Below are 18,756 nucleotides of genomic sequence, written 5' to 3' on the forward strand. Positions count from 1 at the left end.
TATCATTGTCGCGCCCCACTATGGGCTGCAGCACTCGCCGCTGTGAGTAGGAAATGGGCCCAGGTCGCTGTCGAACGTCTGTTGCTTGCTCACTGTCTTTGGCCGGCCCTGATCAGTATGCGGGGGACGGCGTCAGGACCGCTGCCACGCTCCTGACCTCGGTTGCCCACAAAGTCTTCAGCCGCCCATCGACCTAAGCCGACCCGTGCTCCCCGTTGCCCGACACTTAGGCCCGTCGAGCCGCGGCGAGCATCCTCCGAGCGCGGAAACAAGGCGCTCAAGCGCACCTTGCCCCAGCCGCCTTCTCGGCATTGCGAGACGGCGCCTCGCGGGCTGACCACGCCCACAAGATCCAACAGGGCAACCATCACAATCAAGCGCTCATCGCACTCTCGTTATGGAACACGACTGTCCGGCAAGTGTCACCTGCTAAAGTCGCTCCATCCAGTTTCGATAGGCCGATGCACGCGTCAGAAAGTATGGCCGAATCGCGTAGCCCAAGGTATCGAAAACTCTTCGATGCCTTCGGTAGATACGAATGGCATCTTGCGGGACAATCAAACGTCGCCAGAGCCCTGGGCTTCCCTGCCATCCGTGCCGGTTCGGCGTCGCACGCATCTTCTCGAGACTGAGGTGCGCCAGCCAGGGAACGACGTCCTGTGCACTACCCCCTAATGCAGCGATCTGATTGCCAAGCACCACTTCAGGGTTCGCAACGGCATCTTCGTATCGAAGACGAAGCACATCGGGATCGTTCCACCATTGATAGGTGATCGAAAGCAGATCTTCGGCACCCATGCTGAGAGCGTACTCGAGAAACTCGGCCGAGGACGGGCTGGCGCTCGCCAGCTCCGCAGGCAATTTCACATTCCCCTCAAGCCATCGGCTCGTTCCCGGTTCGTATCGAATGTAGTGCAGCGCCGATACAAGAACGTCGAGTGGATGTCTTGCTACCGTCAATATCCGAAATTGATTCGCGCGAAGCCAAGCTTGAAAGTTCGGCTCGCGATACCAATGGATCTGAAGGAAGCACCTCGGCGGTAAAACAGCCGGAGCATCGAGATAATTGTGAACTGCGATCTCCTGCATGGACAGTGCGCCTGCGAGCGTTGATCTGATCCATGAATTACCGCTCCGCGGGGAACTCACCACCGCGATACGCAAAATTTCGCTAGATGGGCAATCCTGAGCGTTGGTGGACAAACTATCTCCTGTAACTCGCATATACATTCCAGATAACGAAAGGTCTCACGCAGCCGCCTCAATCGGCGATGTCCCTTCCTCACCCATTCTGCCGCACGGCGGAGCAATGACAGCGGAAGTCATGGCTCTAGCCCCGAAAATTGCGTCGCGCCGATCCCAACGCTTGTATCGCTGGCCCGTGCTGGAATCACACGCCTGACAGCATCCGACAATCCGCCGATAGGCCGTACCGATTCGACCGACCGGCGACACATCTTACGGTTTTCCGTCAGCCCCAGCGCGCTTCACGCCCCGTATGCCTTGCGGCTCAAAACGTGAAGCAGGCATTCAGTGACGTGCGGCCTCTGCCTCTTCAGCGGAACAAAAAACGAGTTCAATGTCCGGATTCATGTACGACACTGCTGTCGAAACGTTGCTCACAATGTGGAGAAGCACATTGCAATGTGCCATGGTCATCGCGTCGCGAATGACCTCCCAAGCCATCCTGATGTTCCAGTTATCAGGATTTGCAGCGACCAAGTGCTGTACCTGAAAGCCTTCTGCGCGACGCTCCTCTGCCCCCAACTGGTCGTAGCGTGCGTCTTCAGCCTCGGTCGTTCGACGGACATCCTCATAGCAAAAAACCTTGTCGCCAAATTCTCTCTTGAAGACATTAATTACTCGATCCTGATCCGTCGCGAGGAATACCGCCCAGTCTGGAGAATCCTCTTCGAATCCGCGAGCATCGATCTGGCGCCTGATCCCATCTATATATGATTGAATGTGTGCAATTTTTCCGCCCGGCTGCTCGATCACGTGACTCGGATGCTTGACGTGCGCCGCGATCATAAATTTCCCGGCAAAGTTCGCCCGGAATTCGTCCAATTCACGCTGGTATGGAGCGCGCAAATGCACATGATCCTTGAACGCCTTGTTGTATTGTGAGCGAATACGAGAAAATTGGCCGCTCTTATACAATTTATACGCATGGACATAGGTAAGCTGCGGCTCACGTTCGTGATTGAACACCGCAACAGGCGGACGCCCCTTGGTGTACAAAAAGCTCTCGTCGTCCATATCTGCGTCGCTGAGGCCGTAGAGCGGCTCGAACAGCTTGGACCACACATTTCCCTCGCTCGGGCGCCCATAGCAAAAGCTCATGAATTGAGCCGTACCCAAGCGCTTGATCATGCGATCCACGTTCCAGTCCGGCAAGACCATATGACACCGCTTGTCACGCTGGTCCCACACCAAATGGCTCATGAATGCATTGAAGACCGAGAAGAAGCCGCCGTCATGAGACTGCACAACGGTACGATCAACACCAGGAAGTGATGCAGAACGATGCCCCAGAAGGCGCTCCACGGTCGCTGGCAATTCGGCCGGCAATCGGGCGAAGCGTGAACCGCATTGCCGGGGCCGAAATGACCGAAGCTTGGTATCGATCAACTCACCGTAATTCAGCTCCAGATTGGTAAAACTGAACTCGGCAGCGAGTTGGCGTCGCGCGCGTACCGTCGTCGCGCTTATGCCAGACGAAACGTATTCAAAAGCGCCAGTGAGCGCCGCGCTGATATCGTCGATGTCCGCGGCAAATTGCCGACCGACGACAAGGTTGTCGATTTCCGGATAACGCGCCGGCATCGCAATAGTAGCCGGTATAGCAAAGACGCCAGGCGTCGAAACTAGATCGTTATGTCCCCCGACGGCCGTTATTGCGAGTACTTTCCCCAATGCCAGAGCTTCTCGCGGCCCAATGGAATATCCTTCACCGTGAGAGCAATTCACGAAGACATCACAACCCTCGATCAGTGCATTTTTCTCTTGATCAGTCAGGGGAGCACAACTGATGACAATATTCGTGGCTTTTCTAGAGTCGACCAGATTCTTGACGCGCTCAAAGCTTGAGCCGATAGCTAGATTCGAATGTATCGTGAGCTCCACGTCCTGTCGATCACCGAAAGCACGAATGAACCCCTCAACAAGATCCTCGACACCTTTACGCGCGTGAAATGCGGCAATCGAACAGAATTTGATCTTGCCATTCGACGATGCTCGATAAGGGCGACTCAACAGCCCTTCAATGTCCAAGGCGAGCGGCAGTGTACCCACCCCTATCTCGACGCCCGATCTCCGAGCCACACCCTCCAAGTGATGGCTCATGAAGAGCGCAAAATCGAAGTGCTCGTTAAGCACTTTGACCCATTGAGACGGTAGTTCATCGGAGTCGTAGGCGATATGAGCAAATCGCAATGCACCCGGCGGAACCAGGGTGTAATTCAAATCATATGCACCGTTCCATAGCACGTCCGCATAGAAGACAACCTTCGCCTGCGAAAGATCGGCGCAAACAGGAATCACCGTCCCATTCGGCAGTACGATTTCGCGCTCTGCACGGAAATGCGGCTCGGTCGGAAAAATGGAAACATCATAAAATCGGCTCAACATCTCACACGCCGCATAAGTCACAGCGCCAATTCCAGTGCCGAAAGTACAGCGACCAATGATGCAAATCGAATTCGATACCAAAATTTGCTCCATTAATACTAGGATCGGCGTTGCATCATGCGCTTTATACATCGCAGCGGACCGGTCAATTTCCACGATGTACTCTGAAGCACCGCGTGCAGTGCGGCCGACACGCGCTCCTCTTGCAAGCGGAGCGTACCGACCATGTGCTCAAGCTCGCCGACCTTCCCCTGCAAGCGTCCGCTTTCCTGGTTCACCCACGCAACATGTCTGGCTGACTCGTCGACCCTTTCCTGCAAGCGCACTCTTTCCTGGCTCAGCCACGCAGCATGTCTGGATGATTCGAATAGTTCCTGGTAGGCGGCGTCGCGCTCGGCGCTGAGCGCTTGTCCGGACTTTTCATTTTCGGTCAATCGGACGCGCAACTCGGCCAATTGGATCCGATGGTTCTCAAGATCTCCCTCGCTTGCCGCAAGCCGCGCCTTGAGTTGATCGATCCCGTCGTGCGAGATCTCGGGATTCTTCATGACGCAATCTTGGCTTGCGTCTTCCAAAATAACTTGCGACGCCTGCTCGCCGTGCGCCTGATTAGTCATGTTGTGATATGCGCCCTTCAACCGTACCTCTAACTCTTCTCGTGCGCCCTTTTCCAAAAGCCATCCCTCATGAGCCTCCTGCAACTGCCGCTGCAATTCAGCGAGTTGCCGCTCCAAATCCGTCGCACGCCGAATCATGTCGGACTCCGATGCCCGAACAAATCCGTCAAACCAGTTTGGCGGAACCATAAAGGCGTGCTTCAATTCGTCCATTTTTTCCGCTGACACATAGAAGCGATTCAGGCCATCGAAATAAACGAAATGATATTTTGCTTCCAGCAAAAGAACTTCCCAACCTTCATGGGACGGAATTTGGGAATTCGGCTCCGTAGCCTCGACCAGGATGATCCAGGGACGAAAGGTATTGAAATCGGCACTCGCCAGCACCTCTCTTTCGTTACCCTCCACATCGATTTTGAGAAAATGGACTGGCTTCTCGCCGACATATGTCTCGCATATATCGCGCAATGTCGTGACCGCCACCGTTACCTGGCTGATGTCCCAGTTCGCGTCCCTATACTCTTCCGCGAGTTTTGGAATACCCGTCGAAATCCCGTTACCGCCATCCACTGCGAAATACCGGGCGACCGTCTGCCTGTTCTCCACGGCGACTTGTAGATTGACGTCTTGAGGTCGCGCCCGAGCCAGCCTCTCGAACGGCCCCGGCATTGGCTCGATGTTGATGCCACGCCAGCCACGTTCGTAGAATGCTGCCGTTACCGAATCTGCATACGGTTCGGCAGCGCCGACATCTATGTAGAATCCGCGATCGACTTTAGCGAGCGCGCGCCGGAGCATCACATCTTCATAGTTCTGCGCGTACGATACAAATTTCATCGATCAAACAACTCGAATGACCACACGTTAGAGAGATGGTGTGCCGCCTCTTTACGCGCAAACACACCAGGGGCAATACCATCCAATTACTTTCTGGCTGACTCAACGTTCTTGCAGTACCAGTCGTAAGTAATCGCCAACGCTTCGTCGAACGAGAATCGTGGCTTGAATCCCAACGCCGTCAGACGCGAGATATCGTATGCTCGCAGCTTTTGGCCATCTGGCTTTGTCGCATCCCATTCCACGTTGCCGCTGAAGCCGGAAATCTGGCAAAGCGTGTCGACCGTATGCCGAATCGTATACGATTGACCAGTCGCCAAATTGATTGCGCCGGTGTGTTTTTCGGCGATAAGGCGAAGCGCGTATGCGGCGTCGCCACTGAAGAGAAAGTCCCGTTCCGCCTTCCCGGACCCCCAGACGGAAATGGGCTGCCCTAGAACAGACGCACGATAGAACTTCGACACAAGAGATGGAATGACATGCCCGAATTTCTCGTCGAATTTGTCGTGCGGACCAAAGAGATTGGTGGATACGCAAAATGCGTAGTCCATTCCATATTGATCTTTGTAGGCCTCCAGTTGCGCAAGCATACCGCGCTTGCTGTGTGCGTACGGAGCCTCGGAATGATGCGGCGCCCCAACCCAGATTTCTTCCTCCGACATCGGGAGACGCACTTGATCAGAGTAAATGGCTGTCGAGCCCATGGCGACAAACTTCTTACAGCCTGTCTGACGCGCAGCCTCGACTACGTTGGTGTTGATCCGAACGTTGTCCAGATATGCGATACCTCGATTGGACATATTCCCCATGATGCCGTACACCCGAGCCGCCATATGGAAAACTATAGTCGGGCGCAATTCATTGAACATTGCTTCAGTCGCGTTTTGATCTCTAAGATCAACGTCGCTGCTCGTGATTGCGACGACGTTCGAGTACCCCGAATCCGCCAATTCCCGCTTTAATGCGTGACCGATCACTCCACCGGCGCCCGTGATCAAGACCCGCTCTTCAGATTCCGCCATTCCTAAACTCTCCAAATTTTTACCAGTTGCTTTCCTGTCAAACGCTTCGCGACCGCAATCGAGTTCAACATTGGAAGAGCACACGGTGTCGCAAACGTCACAATCCGCAACAATTATACAGACACTACCCTACCTGCTACCCTGAACCTACGAAGGAGGCGACTGCAAGTGTGATGGGCCGCGGGGTCCTCAACGCAACTGCTCGCGCGCGGCGACTGGGCCAAGAAGACGAGGTCGTCACGCTCCAAAGACGGAGGTAAGCTGCGGGAGTGGATCGCCGGCCACGAGCATGACTCAGCACTTGTACATGTAGACAATTTCGGGTATGCCGCGCGCGCCTTGTCCCGGTTGTCCTCGCGAGCCTGCCGTGGACGCGTAATGATAAAGCTCCATAAATTACGCCCATAAGTTTCAACAGCCTCTGTCGCGCACGAAAAGGCACAATTCAACGTCGTTGAAAGCGGCTGTCGGATTCAGATCGCCGAACCCGCACACATCCCTCATCAGTCGCTTTCCGGATCTGCCGAAAGACCGCGGTTACGCCCCTCCAAAGCACCCATTCGCGGCGATACAGTCGGAGTACCCATAACGCGGCGGCAGCGGGATCCCAGGTCGGCCGCCATCGACGGTCACATTGTCAGTGCTGAACAATTGAACGGTCGCTCGTCGCGAGGCACACGGATCCGAGTCTGGCTCACGAGCGATTTGACATGCGCAATCTTGACCGAATCGTCCGCTTCGTTACCGACGGTAACGATTTCATGGCCGGGGAAATGCGTCCTCGCTACAACGCTGTCGATGCCAGCACCGGTCGGCCGCAAACCGCGTCAGGATGGTCTGACTCATGAGAGGTGGCACGGGCTGGCTGCTTCGGCTAGCGAACACGGCAGTTTCACCCCGTCTATTCGACGGCGCCCAGATGCCACGCCATACGAAATGCGGCTTAACACGCGCCGCCCTCCTTGACGCCTGGCCTCGCATCGGCTAGCGAAACACTCGCGGCCGGCACGCGTCGCCAATACAGTACGCCGGGGAATATTGACGGATGCCGGCGGCGCCGAACTGCTCGATGAATCACAACTCAATGCACCAATCCTGCCGAGTTTGAAGCCGACATGGAATCCGCCCCTTCTCCACGAGCCTCTTGTGAAGCGCGCCCGAACGGCAAAATATGCTTTCCGAATAGAAGAGATGCGAGTCCCACGCACATTCGAAATACCAGTCGTTACGAACACCAAACGCGTCGATCCGGTCTTCGTCGGAGTAGATGATGCAAACGTGCGGCTTTAGCCACAATTGCGGAGGACGTACGTCGAATGGATGAACAGCACCGCATTAATCGGCCCACGCATGCCGTCGGGCGAACTATGGCGGCACCACTCTGCGATTCGGCTGCGCACGTATCGGTCGCATGCTCTCGGCAGGATCGACAACTGTCCGGGAAACGCGAGCCGTGCGCCGCCGACATCAGGTTGCCCTGTGACGCAGACGTCGTTATCAGCAACGCAGGGAAATGAGGCAGAAAAAGCTGAACGAGGTAACCTGGCACCGCACTCCATCAATGATCACGCGCTGAAAACACGCTGCGCGCGCAACGAATACGTCGTCGCCCGCGGCATATCACGCGTCGGCGACGGCTCCGGAACCGCCGCGCGGGTGGTTTGCGCAGGCGGCGCGCCGTCGAAACCTATGATCTTGTGTGTACCCCGGAAGTGAATCGCTCAGATATCGGGCAATTCGCTGCTCCAAGCGCAGACGCCGGACAGCATGGTCGACCTTACATGATAAGACGCAGGCAGCCGATCGACTCGGCACAGAGCCGGCTCGTCACCGGACATCTTTTCGCCGTGCTGCAAATCCTGCACGAAATCATGCAGCCCCCTAGCCGGTCGACGCGTTCAGCCTGTCGTCGCCTCATACTCCGACACGACTTCTTCCGTCGGCCCGAAAGCGCGTACACGACCACGCTCCATCCAAAGCACCTTGTTGCATACTTTGCGGATTTCGGAGTTCGAGTGCATCGCCAGCACGACGATTTCGGCCCGGCTATGAAGATCGGCCAATCGCGCTTCCGCCTTGTGCATGAACGACGCATCACCGACGCCCATCACTTCGTCGAGCAACAGGATTTCGGCATCGACTGCAGTGGACACTGCAAACGCGAGCCGCACCTTCATCCCGCTGGAATACGTACGAATCGGCAGGTCCAGATAATCACCGAGTTCGCAGAACTCAGCGATTTCGCGCTGCTTCTCCCGAATCTCCGCATCTGACATGCCGAGCAACAGCCCTCTGAGCCGAATGTTCTGCATGCCGGTCGAGTTCTCGTCCATGCCGAGGCCGATATCGAGGAGCGGCACCACGCTTCCTTCACGCAACAACTGGCCAGACGATGGCGGATAGATGCCCGCCATCGCACGAAGCAATGTCGATTTCCCTGCCCCGTTGTGTCCGATCAGCCCAACGCGGTCGCCACGCTCGAAACGGAAACTCACTTCGTCCAGCGCGCGCACGACGATCACACCGTCGTTGCCCTCGGCGATCCTGTTGCGGCGCCCCATGTTGAGCACCTGCTTCTTGAGTGAACGCCCTTGCACGTCGAAGATCGGCAAATCGAGCGTTACGCTCTGTAATTCGATAAACGCCATATCGTTTCTCTCAGACCCAGTACGGAATACGCTTCAGATAACGTCCGGTCATCAACAGGGCGACAGGCCATCCAATCGCTGCCATTCCGACCGTGATCGCCCAAGTCAATTCACTGGGCATCTGTCCGATAAGCGGGCCACGCACGAGGTCGATCAGATACGCGAGCGGATTCCACTCGACAATGAAAGAGAAGCGATTAAGCGCATCGGGGCGGAAAATGATCGGCGTCACGTAGAACGCGACCTGAAGCAATGCGCTCACGATCTGCGGCAGATCGCGAAAGCGCGCCGACAGCAGACCCACCACCATCGCGATCCATGTGGCGTTCAGCACATACACCAGCAGCGCCGGAATGAATACTGGCAACGTCTCCCAACTTTTCACGCCGTAGATCGCCAGCAGCGCGATGACGATCACGAAGTTGTGGGTAAGGACGATCAAGTTTCGCCACACGACCTGCAGGATATAGATCAGTTTCGGCGTGGCCATTTGCCGAATATAGGGCGCGCTGTTGATGTACGCGACGCTGCCTTCCACGATCGTCGTCGAGAATAAACCCCACAGCACGATGCTGGCAGCAAGAAAAGGCAGGTATTCGTTGATTTTCTGGCCGAACAACGTGCCGTAAACGACACCTAACGACGAAATCATCACACCCATACTGATCGTGAGCCAGAACGGCCCCAGGCGCGAACGCGCATAGCGTTGCCGAATTTCGAGCCAGCCGAGCAAGGTCCACAACCGCCACGCCGTGATGCTTTTCTTTAGGTCCGCAAGTGAAAGGGTCAGCATGCAAGCTTTCAAAAATGAAGGAATAGGGGCGTCAGACAGAATTGTCGACTATGTCAGCGCGCCCTGGCACGTTATCGAGTCGATGCCTGGCCCACTACAAATGGGGCAGGCATGACCACGAATCCGGATCATTTGGCGTCCCTGCAGTACAAGACAAGCACGCCGCGAACGTTGCCATGCGGCAGATCGCAAGGGGGAACAACCATCCGAGCCGCCTCAGGCCCGGCATTTTACCCGGTCGCCATGCCCGCCAGAGTCATCTGATGGTAATTTTCGCGCGGGAACGGCAAATTATATGAAGCCGCCGGATGCAAAAGCCACGTTGCTAACAACTTGAAACAGCGACGCCGACCCGTGCTTGGTGGCCAAAGCGCGGGCATGGTGAATTTATTAGTGTCGGATGAAAATTTTCGCGTAGCCTCCGGGAACGAACTTTTGCTACCGTATGCTCGACTCCCGAACCCCCACGAACCCATGCCCCATCCCCCCATCGCCATCGGCGACATCCAAGGCTGCCATTCCGCTTTCCAGTCGCTGCTCGACCAGCTCGCGCCCTCCGCCGACACGCCCCTCTGGATCGCCGGCGACGTCGTCAACCGTGGCCCGGGCTCCCTCGCCGCGCTGCGCGCGGTCGTCGACCTCGGCCCGCGCGCGACCGTGGTGCTCGGCAACCACGACCTTCACCTGCTCGCGGTTTCCGCCGGCCTGCGCACCGAACGCCCCGGCGACACGATCGGCGAGATCCTCGACGCCCCCGACGCCGAAGCCCTGCTCGACTGGGTCCGCCACCGCCCGTTCGTGCATGTCGAAGACGAAAAGCTGCTCGTCCACGCCGGCGTGCTACCGCAATGGGACGCCACGCTCGCGCTCGAACTCGCCGACGAGCTCCAGCGCGCACTCCGCGCCCCCGACTGGCGCGACACGCTGCAAGGCCTGTACGGCAACGAACCCAACCAATGGAACCCGAACCTGAAAAAACGCGACCGGATGCGTGTCGCGTTCAACGCGTTCACGCGCCTGCGCTTCTGCACGCCCGACGGCGCGATGGAGTTCAAGGCGAACGGCGGCCCCGACAGCGCGCCGCCCGGCTACCTGCCGTGGTTCGACGTGCCGGGGCGCCGCACCGCGGACGTGACGGTCGTGTTCGGACACTGGGCCGCGCTCGGCCTGATGCTGCGCGACAACGTCGTCGCGCTCGATTCGGGATGCGTATGGGGAAACCAGTTGTCGGCCGTACGGCTGACGGCCGATCCGGCACAGCGCACGGTCACGCAGGTGCAGTGCGAAGCGTGCCGCTCGCCGGGCGGCGAGTGACGGCACGCTGATTCACGCGCTCCGCCGGCGCGTCAGCCCTCGCGCCCCGGCACGGGCGCATCGGCCGCCGCCTCGCCCGCCGCGTCTGCGCCGAGCTCGGTCGCCGGATACGCATGCTTCTGCAGCTCGGCGAGCGACTCGGCTGTCGGCTTGCCCACCTTCTCCTGCATCGCCGCCAGCGCAGCCGCGATCGCGTCGCGCGCCGCCGCGGACGTCGCCCGCCGGTCGCCGCCCGGCGCGATCGGCTCGCACACGTACAGATGCGCGACGAGCGGCCCGCCGCGCAGCACCATGTCGAGCGACTTGCCGAGCGACAACTCGCCCGTGTAGGCCGGTGCGACCGACTGCCGCCCGTGCGCGTCCTCGTACATCAGGCAGATCGGCTGCACCGCGCAGCCGGCCGATACCGCGGCCTGGAACAGGTTCGCATGAAATGGCAGCAGATCCTGGCCGTCGGACGTCGTCCCTTCCGGAAACACGCACATCACACCGCCGTTGCGCAGACGCTCGGCCATCTCGTGCATGATCCGCATCGCCTCGGTGCGCTTCTCGCGCTGCAGGAACACGGTGTCGAGCTTCTCGGCGAGCCAGCCGACGACCGGCCACTGCCGCACCTCCGCCTTCGACACGAACGGCGTCGGCCGCCACGCGTTGACCGCATAGATGTCGAGCCACGACACGTGATTGCCCACGACGAGCGCGCTCGCGTCGAGCCGCGCGCCGTCGTTGTGGACGACGAGGCGCATCCCGCAGATGCGCAGCATCTTGACCGACCAGCGGCGTATCAGCTCCGCGCGGCGCGCGGGCGTGACGTGCGAAAAACGCAGCGCGACGATCGCCATGCCGCGCAGCAGATGAAAGACGAGACGCAGCTTGCGAAGAGCGGTCATGGCGAGGATCCGGCGTGGTTCAGTGGCGCTCGAACGCGACCTGCCCGGCCACGAGCGTCGTGCGCACCGTGGCCGGCAGTTCGTAGCCGAGGAACGGCGAGTTGTGGCCCTGGCTCTTCAGCGCTCGCGGCTCGACGCGCCAGTGCGCGCGCGGATCGAACACGCACAGGTCGGCCGCACTGCCTTCGGCGAGGCGCCCCGCCGGCAGTTGCAGCACGTCGGCCGGCGCGGACGTGATGCGGCGCAGCGCCTGCGCGAGCGGCGTGCGCGTCTCGTCCGCCCACTTCAGCGTCAGCGACAGCAGCAGCTCGAGCCCCGTCGCGCCCGGCGTCGCTTCGCCGAACGGCAGCAGCTTCTCGTCGTCGTCGACCGGCGTGTGATCGGAGCAGATCGCGTCGATCGTGCCGTCGGCGAGCGCCACGCGGATCGCTTCGCGGTCGCGCTCGCTGCGCAGCGGCGGATCGAGCCGGAACTGCGAATCGAAGTAGCCGATGTCGACGTCGATCAGGTGGACGTGGTTCACGCCGACGTCGCAGGTCACGGGCAGCCCCTCGGCCTTCGCTTCACGTACGAGCGCAAGCCCAGCCGCCGACGACAGCCGCGCGAGGTGCACGCGCGCGCCCGTCACGCGCATCAGTTCGAAAATCGTGTGCAGCGCGATCGTCTCGGCCGCGACCGGCACGCCGGACAACCCGAGCCGCGACGCGAGCGCGCCGCTCGCGGCCACGCCGCCGCGGCCGATGAACGCGTCGAGCGGACGCAGCCACGTCGTGTAGCCGTAAGTGCTTGCGTATTGCAGCGCGCGCAGCAGCACCTGCGTGTCGCGCACCGGCACGTTCGCATGCGTGAAGCCGACGCAGCCGGATTCGGTCAGCGCGACCATCTCGGTGATCACTTCGCCCTTGAGGCCGACCGTGAGCGCGCCGAGCGGATGCACGTTCGCCTGATGCAGGTTGCGCGCGCGGAACTTGAGCATCTCGACGAGGCCGGGCTCGTCGAGCACGGGATCGGTGTCCGGCGGGCACACGAGGGTCGTGACGCCGCCCGCGACGGCCGCGGCCATCTCGGACGCGAGCGTCGCCTTGTGCTCGTAGCCGGGCTCGCGCAGCCGCGCGCACAGGTCGACGAGGCCGGGCGCGACGATCAGGCCCGATGCGTCGATCGTCTTGTCCGCGTTGAAACCGGCCGGCGCGCTGCCCAGCGCGGCGATCTTGCCGTCCGCGACGAATACGTCGGCCTGCCGTTCGGTGCCGGCGACCGGGTCGATCAGCGTGCCGCCTTGGATATGAATCTTCATGCGCTGTCTGTGAATGCGTTGATTGCGTTGAATGCCTGAATGAGGACGCGCGAAAGCGGGCTCAGTCGCTGTTGCCGGCGACGATGCCCATCACCGCCATCCGCACGGCGATGCCGAACGTGACCTGGTTGAGGATCACCGACTGCGGGCCGTCTGCGACCTGCGAATCGATCTCGACGCCGCGGTTCATCGGGCCCGGGTGCATCACGATCGCGTCGGGCGCGGCGAGCGCGAGGCGCTCGGGCGTCAGGCCCCACGTCTTGAAGTACTCCTGCGCGGACGGCAGCAGCGCGCCGCTCATTCGCTCGTTCTGCAGGCGCAGCATGATGATCACGTCGACGCCCTTCAGCCCCTCGTCGAGGTTGTGGAACACCTTCACGCCCATCTGCTCGAGGCCGCCCGGCAGCAGCGTGCGCGGGCCGATCGCGCGCACTTCCGGCACGCCGAGCGTGGTGAGCGCGTGGATGTCGGAGCGCGCGACGCGCGAATGCAGGATGTCGCCGACGATCGCCACGCGCAGCTTCGTGAAGTCGCGCTTGTAGTGACGGATCGTGTACATGTCGAGCAGGCCCTGCGTCGGATGCGCATGGCGGCCGTCGCCGGCGTTGATCACGTGCACATGCGGCGCACAGTGCTCGGCGATCAGGTACGGCGCGCCGCTCGATGCGTGACGCACGACGAACAGGTCGGCATGCATCGCCGACAGGTTGTTGATCGTGTCGAGCAGCGATTCGCCCTTGCTCGTCGACGACGCATTGATGTTCAGGTTCAGCACGTCGGCCGACAGGCGCGTCGCGGCGATCTCGAAGGTCGTGCGCGTGCGCGTCGAATTCTCGAAGAACAGGTTGAACACGGACTTGCCGCGCAGCAGCGGCACCTTCTTCACTTCACGGTCCGTCACGCTGACGAACTGCTCGGCCGTATCGAGGATGTGATTGACGATCGAGCGCGGCAGGCCCTCGATCGACAGCAGGTGCTTCAGCTCGCCGTTTTTCGTGAGCTGCGGGTTGCCCTTCAGGAAACCGTAGCGAAACCGGTCGGGGCTCGCGGCCGCCGCGGGATTGCCGGTGCGGCCAGTGGTGTCGGTGGTCATGGTGTGCGTGATTCCAACTATGCAAACGGGCCGCGGTGCAAACCAGCGGCCCGGGATACGGTTCGCGTGTCGTTCAGGCGCCGTGCGACTCGATGCGCAGCGTGAAGCGCGCATCGTCGCGCGCGAGCACGAGCGTCGCGTCGGCCGGCACGTCGAGCGTGCCGCCCGCGAAGCGTGCGGCGACCGGCAGCTCGCGGCCGCCGCGATCGGCGAGCACCGCGAGCTCGACCGCGGCCGGACGGCCGTAGTCGAACAACTCGTTGAGCGCCGCGCGCACGGTGCGCCCGGTGTACAGCACGTCGTCGACGAGCACGATGCGCGCGCCGTCGATCTCGAACGGCAGCGACGTCGGGCTGGCCTGGCTGTGCAGCCCCTTCTTCGCGTAGTCGTCGCGGTGCAGCGCGACGTTGACGACGCCGAACGCCTGAGCGCCGAGATCGCGCGCGAGGCGCTCGGCGAGCCACGCGCCGCCGCTGTAAATGCCGGCGAGCCGCGGGCCGCCCGGTTCGGCGAACGCCGTGCCGTAGGCTGCGCGGATCTGGTCGAGCAGGACGCGGTAAAGCGCCTCGGCGTCAATGGTGCTCATGGTCGGACAATTGATCGAGATACTGTTGAAGAATGACGCGCGCGGCTTCGGCATCGAGCATGTCGGTGCGGGCGCGGCCGCGCACGTTGCGCTCGCGCAGCCCGGCCTCGGCCTCGACCGACGAATAGCGCTCGTCGACCCACGTGACGGGCAGCCCGAAGCGGCCGTTCAGCTGGTTGCCGAAACGCTTCGCCTGCTGCGTCATGTCGTGCGGCGTGCCGTCCGGATGCATCGGCAGCCCCACGACGAGGGCGTCCGGCCGCCATTCGGCCAGCAAGTCGCCGACCGCCTTGAAGCGGTGTTCGCGGTTCAGGTTCTGGATCACGACGAGCGCGCGGGCCGAGCGCGTCAGCGCGTTGCCGATCGCGACGCCGATCCGTTTTTCGCCGTAGTCGAACGCCAGGAGCGTCGCATCGCGCGCGCTCGCGCCACTCATGCGTGCCCTGCTTCGCCGGACAGCATCGACGAGCTGACGCCGAGCAGGCCCAGTGCGGCTTCGAAGCGCTCTTCGGCCGGCGTGTCGAACACGATGCGCGGATCGGCGGCGACCGTCAGCCAGCCGTTGCGGGAAATTTCTTCCTCGAGCTGGCCGGCGCCCCAGCCTGCATGGCCGAGCGTCAGCAGGAAGCGTTTCGGGCCGGTGCCCGTCGCGACCGCCTCGAGCACGTCCTTCGACGTCGTCATCTCGAGCCCGCCGTCGACGGACATCGACGAGTTGTAGCTCGCGCCCTCGACCGGCTCGTGCAGCACGAAGCCGCGCTCGGTCTGGACGGGGCCGCCGAAGTACACGGGAATGTGCAGCAGCGGCTCGATGTCGAGCTTCAGGTCGATGCGGTTGAACAGCGATTCGAGGTCGATGTCGGTAGGACGGTTGATGACGAGGCCGAGCGCACCGCGCTCGCTGTGATCGCAAAGATAGATCACCGTTCCCGAGAACGTCGGATCGGCCATGTTCGGCATGGCGATCAGGAACTGGTTGGTGAGATTGATGCGATCGGAAGGCTTTGACATGGTTTGAATTTTAGCAAAGACGCCGCGACCTGACCGGGCCGCGATCAACAAGCAACGCCGCGCCGCGCTGGCAACGGCGCACGCGGATCACACGGCACTCTAACACGCGCGCGGGCGCTGTCGGCAGCGTGTTGCAGGCCCGTGCGACAAGGGCCGCCGTCGCGTGTCCGTCCCCTTGTTCGTCAGGTCCGGCCGAGGGCCGTGCCGAGCGCTTCGGACGCCGCCGTGAGATCCGGCGGCGCGACGCCGGCCGCGATCTTCAGGAGCGCCGCACGCAGCATATCGGACGCGTGGCGGTGCGCATCGAGGCCGCCGTCGGCGAGCGGCACGCCGTGCGCTGCACGGCGCCACGCGAGGCCCAGCGTGTCGGCCAGCAGCGCCGCGTGGCCGAGCCCGAGCGCGCACGCGGCCGTGCCGACCCGGTAGGCGGCGGCGGACGCGTGCCATGCGGCGCCGGCGTCGGCGGTGGCCGGGTTGGCCGCCAGGTCGGCCATCGACGCATCGGCGGTCTGCAGGAAATCCTCATAGGCATGCGCGTTGACGGTCACGACGCCGAGCGCACGGGTGGGCGCGGCGGCGACCGCATCGTGCTCGGCCCGCGCGGCATCGGCCTCCCACAACGCTTCGGATGCGGGCGTGCCGGCGACGTGCCAGTCGACCGTCAATCCGTAGTCGTGCAGCACGTCGACGAGCGCGACGTCCTCGGCGGCGGCGCCGAACAGCGCGAAATCGCGCCACAGCAGCGCCACCGTCTCGCGCACCAGCTCGGGCGGCGCGCTGCGCCGGCCCTGCGCGTGTTCGCCGAGCAGCAGGTTGATCCGCGCGAGAAAGCGCTTCAGCTCGGGTGCGCCGCTTGCGCGCAGCGCGCGCACGCACGCGGCCGCGAGCCGCCAGAAATCGTACGGCCCGTCGTCGGTGAGCGCGGCCAGCATCGCGTCGACTTCGTCGAGCGCCGCGCCCGGCACGCCGTGCTCGGCACGCAGCACGTCGAGCAGCGCCTGCTCGTAGCGGGCGCGAATCCGGGGCGCGAAGGCGTCGGGTAGCGCACGCAGCGTGGCAGGCGGCACCGCCCGGCCGACCAGCGCGAGCGCATCGAGCGGCGTGCTCGCGCGCAGGTCGGCGGCGCTTTGCGCGCGCAATGCACGGAAATGCTCGAAGAGAACCGGCGAGCACGCGAGCTCGCGCAGGTTGTGGCGCCCGACGGCCGCACGAAAATCGTGCAGCGCCGCGCGCCAGCCGGCCGAAGTCGGCTCGGTGGCGACGAGCGGCACGGCGGCCGACAGTTGCCCGGCAAAACGCGCGGCCGGCAGCCAGCCGGCTTCCGCGAGCACGGCCGCGGCCGCCGCCAGCGGTGCCGCGGCGGCGTCGCGCCGCTCGAATGCGTCGGCGGCGGCCGCCAGCCACGCGTCGGCCGCGCGTACGGCCCCGCCGCGCGGGTTGGGCAATGCGTCAGGGTGGGGAACGTTCGCCGGATCGGACGTCATGGACACGCGCGCCTGTCATCGTCAAGTCGCTCGCGCGAACCGCGGCGCGCGAGCGCCGGGCCGGTGCGAGGCCTGAGCGGGGTGTCCGTGGGCCAGCGGTCCGATCAGATCTGGACCATCTCGAAGTCTTCCTTGCGGGCACCGCATTCGGGACACGTCCAATTGATCGGGACGTCTTCCCAGCGCGTGCCCGGGGCAATGCCCTCTTCCGGCAGCCCGGCTTCTTCGTCGTAAATCCAGCCACAAATCAGGCACATCCAACTCTTGTATTCCATCTTAAGCCGCGTCGGGGAAAAGTCGGTAAATTCGGGAGCCATGATGGTACCGTGTCGGGGCCGGACTGCCTAGCAATCGCGCTGGAGGACGGCAACTACGTTGCGCTGCGCTAAAAAATCCGTCGTACCGGCCGGATTCCACCGCATAATGGTTGAAAAGTGCGGCCTGCCGGGCAACACAGGGCCAAACCAGCCCATTCGCCTCGCGGTCCGCATCTCCGTCGCTTGTCCGTTTTTCTCTTGCCCCATTTTTACATGTCCAGCAACGCCCCTCCGATCGTCCTCACCTTCGGCCTGTCCGATCCCACCGGCGGCTCCGGCCTCCAAGCCGATCTGATGACCCTGGCGAGCATGGGCTGTCACGGCGTGTCCGTCCTGACCGGCTATACCGTGCGCGACTCGGCCGCCTGCGATGAAGTGACCGGCCTCGACCCCGACGTCGTCGCCGCGCAGGCGCGCATGCTGCTCGAGGACATGCCGGTTGCCGCGTTCAAGATCGGCGCGGCGACGCGCGCGGAAGTCGTCAGCGCGATCGCCGAAGTCGTCGCCGACTACGACGGCGTGCCGCTCGTGCTCGCGCCGGACTTCACGCTCGACGACGAACACGTGCTCGCCGCCGACGACCTGCGCGAGTCGATCGCCGACCTGCTGGCGCCGCAAACCACGTTGCTGGTCGCCGACCACGCAACACTGATCGCGCTTGCGCAGCCGGACGGCGATGCCGAGGCGCCGAATCTCGACGCGGCTGTGTCGCACCTGCTGTCGCAGGGCTGCGAATACATCCTGTCGTCGGAAACGGGCTCGCACCGGCTCGTCAATACGCTGTACGGCGAGGAAGGCCAGCTTCGCGAAGACATGTGGGATCGCTCGCCGCACCGGCTGATGGGCATCACCGATACGCTCGGCGCGGCCATCGCGGCGCTGCTCGCGAACGGCCAGGAGCCGCCCGAGGCAGTGCGCGAGGCGCAGGAATACCTGTATCAGGCCGTGCGCGACGCGTTCCGGCCCGGCATGGGCGCGTATCTGCCCGACCGGTTCTTCTGGGCGCGCAGCAACGACGAGTCGGACACGCCGCCGGCCGTGAAGGCCGATCTGGTGTCGAGGACGTCGCATCGGCATTGAGTCGCCGGGGCGGGCCGCCCCGCCGCCGCGCACGCCGTGCCGCGCCGCATTCCACGCACGATCGGGATAGGGGCGGTCAGGTAACCTGACCGATCCCCTCCCACACCACCCGGCATGCGGGTCCGCACCGGGCGGTT

At 62.5% G+C, this 18,756-nt stretch carries 16 protein-coding genes; 2 read left to right on the forward strand and 14 right to left on the reverse strand.

Annotation, left to right across the window (positions count from 1 at the left end; translation table 11 throughout):
• Positions 1–429: 429 nt before the first annotated feature.
• From J8I35_RS19105 to J8I35_RS19130, 6 genes are all read right to left on the reverse strand, one after another.
• Positions 430–1,203, reverse strand: a complete 774-nt coding sequence (locus tag J8I35_RS19105; protein ID WP_185723024.1) for a sulfotransferase domain-containing protein — start codon at positions 1,201–1,203, stop codon at positions 430–432.
• Positions 1,204–1,530: 327 nt separating this feature from the next.
• The gene (locus J8I35_RS19110; RefSeq protein WP_348522274.1) at positions 1,531–3,786 is read right to left on the reverse strand and encodes a glycosyltransferase; all 2,256 of its coding nucleotides are present in this window, start codon (positions 3,784–3,786) and stop codon (positions 1,531–1,533) included.
• Positions 3,729–5,084 (reverse strand): FkbM family methyltransferase, encoded by a 1,356-nt coding sequence (locus tag J8I35_RS19115; RefSeq protein WP_124556118.1) that lies wholly within the window; start codon positions 5,082–5,084, stop codon positions 3,729–3,731. The genes J8I35_RS19110 and J8I35_RS19115 overlap by 58 nt, the downstream gene beginning before the upstream one ends.
• An 86-nt stretch (positions 5,085–5,170) precedes the next feature.
• On the reverse strand, positions 5,171–6,106 hold the full coding sequence (locus tag J8I35_RS19120; protein ID WP_124556119.1) for a GDP-L-fucose synthase: 936 nt from the start codon (positions 6,104–6,106) through the stop codon (positions 5,171–5,173).
• 1,898 nt (positions 6,107–8,004) lie between these two features.
• Positions 8,005–8,754: an ABC transporter ATP-binding protein gene (locus J8I35_RS19125; protein WP_059574205.1), complete on the reverse strand. Its 750-nt coding sequence runs from the start codon at positions 8,752–8,754 to the stop codon at positions 8,005–8,007.
• A 10-nt stretch (positions 8,755–8,764) separates the two neighbouring features.
• Positions 8,765–9,547 (reverse strand): ABC transporter permease, encoded by a 783-nt coding sequence (locus J8I35_RS19130; protein ID WP_059574206.1) that lies wholly within the window; start codon positions 9,545–9,547, stop codon positions 8,765–8,767.
• A gap of 474 nt (positions 9,548–10,021) precedes the next feature.
• On the opposite strand from J8I35_RS19130, the gene J8I35_RS19135 reads away from it, so the two are divergent.
• Entirely contained in the window at positions 10,022–10,861 is an 840-nt protein-coding gene (locus J8I35_RS19135; RefSeq protein ID WP_209926567.1) for a symmetrical bis(5'-nucleosyl)-tetraphosphatase, read from the forward strand.
• Between the two features lie 32 nt (positions 10,862–10,893).
• Here J8I35_RS19135 and J8I35_RS19140 read toward each other — a convergent pair whose 3' ends face one another.
• The 8 genes from J8I35_RS19140 to J8I35_RS19175 form a co-directional block, all read right to left on the reverse strand.
• Complete coding sequence (locus tag J8I35_RS19140; RefSeq protein WP_209926569.1) at positions 10,894–11,751, reverse strand: lysophospholipid acyltransferase family protein; 858 nt, start codon at positions 11,749–11,751, stop codon at positions 10,894–10,896.
• 19 nt (positions 11,752–11,770) lie between these two features.
• Positions 11,771–13,048, reverse strand: coding sequence for a dihydroorotase (locus J8I35_RS19145; RefSeq protein WP_124555707.1), 1,278 nt, complete (start codon positions 13,046–13,048; stop codon positions 11,771–11,773).
• Between the two features lie 61 nt (positions 13,049–13,109).
• Positions 13,110–14,141 carry an aspartate carbamoyltransferase catalytic subunit gene (locus J8I35_RS19150; RefSeq protein WP_006476735.1) on the reverse strand — a complete coding sequence of 344 codons (1,032 nt, stop codon included), beginning with the start codon at positions 14,139–14,141 and terminating at the stop codon, positions 13,110–13,112.
• Between the two features lie 73 nt (positions 14,142–14,214).
• The gene (gene pyrR / locus J8I35_RS19155; RefSeq protein WP_209926570.1) at positions 14,215–14,727 is read right to left on the reverse strand and encodes a bifunctional pyr operon transcriptional regulator/uracil phosphoribosyltransferase PyrR; all 513 of its coding nucleotides are present in this window, start codon (positions 14,725–14,727) and stop codon (positions 14,215–14,217) included.
• Positions 14,714–15,163 carry a Holliday junction resolvase RuvX gene (gene ruvX, locus J8I35_RS19160; RefSeq protein WP_006476737.1) on the reverse strand — a complete coding sequence of 150 codons (450 nt, stop codon included), beginning with the start codon at positions 15,161–15,163 and terminating at the stop codon, positions 14,714–14,716. The genes pyrR and ruvX overlap by 14 nt, the downstream gene beginning before the upstream one ends.
• Positions 15,160–15,738: a YqgE/AlgH family protein gene (locus tag J8I35_RS19165; RefSeq protein WP_034206570.1), complete on the reverse strand. Its 579-nt coding sequence runs from the start codon at positions 15,736–15,738 to the stop codon at positions 15,160–15,162. Before J8I35_RS19165 ends, ruvX begins: the two co-directional genes overlap by 4 nt.
• A 182-nt stretch (positions 15,739–15,920) precedes the next feature.
• Positions 15,921–17,222 carry a hypothetical protein gene (locus J8I35_RS19170; protein ID WP_209926572.1) on the reverse strand — a complete coding sequence of 434 codons (1,302 nt, stop codon included), beginning with the start codon at positions 17,220–17,222 and terminating at the stop codon, positions 15,921–15,923.
• A 104-nt stretch (positions 17,223–17,326) separates the two neighbouring features.
• Positions 17,327–17,497 carry a rubredoxin gene (locus J8I35_RS19175; RefSeq protein WP_004186709.1) on the reverse strand — a complete coding sequence of 57 codons (171 nt, stop codon included), beginning with the start codon at positions 17,495–17,497 and terminating at the stop codon, positions 17,327–17,329.
• Between the two features lie 255 nt (positions 17,498–17,752).
• Between J8I35_RS19175 and J8I35_RS19180 the strand changes: the two genes are divergently transcribed.
• Positions 17,753–18,619 (forward strand): hydroxymethylpyrimidine/phosphomethylpyrimidine kinase, encoded by an 867-nt coding sequence (locus J8I35_RS19180; protein WP_124593927.1) that lies wholly within the window; start codon positions 17,753–17,755, stop codon positions 18,617–18,619.
• The last annotated feature ends 137 nt before the right edge of the window (positions 18,620–18,756 follow it).

The sequence above is a fragment of the Burkholderia sp. CpTa8-5 genome (genome assembly GCF_017815045.1).
Classification (GTDB): domain Bacteria; phylum Pseudomonadota; class Gammaproteobacteria; order Burkholderiales; family Burkholderiaceae; genus Burkholderia; species Burkholderia sola.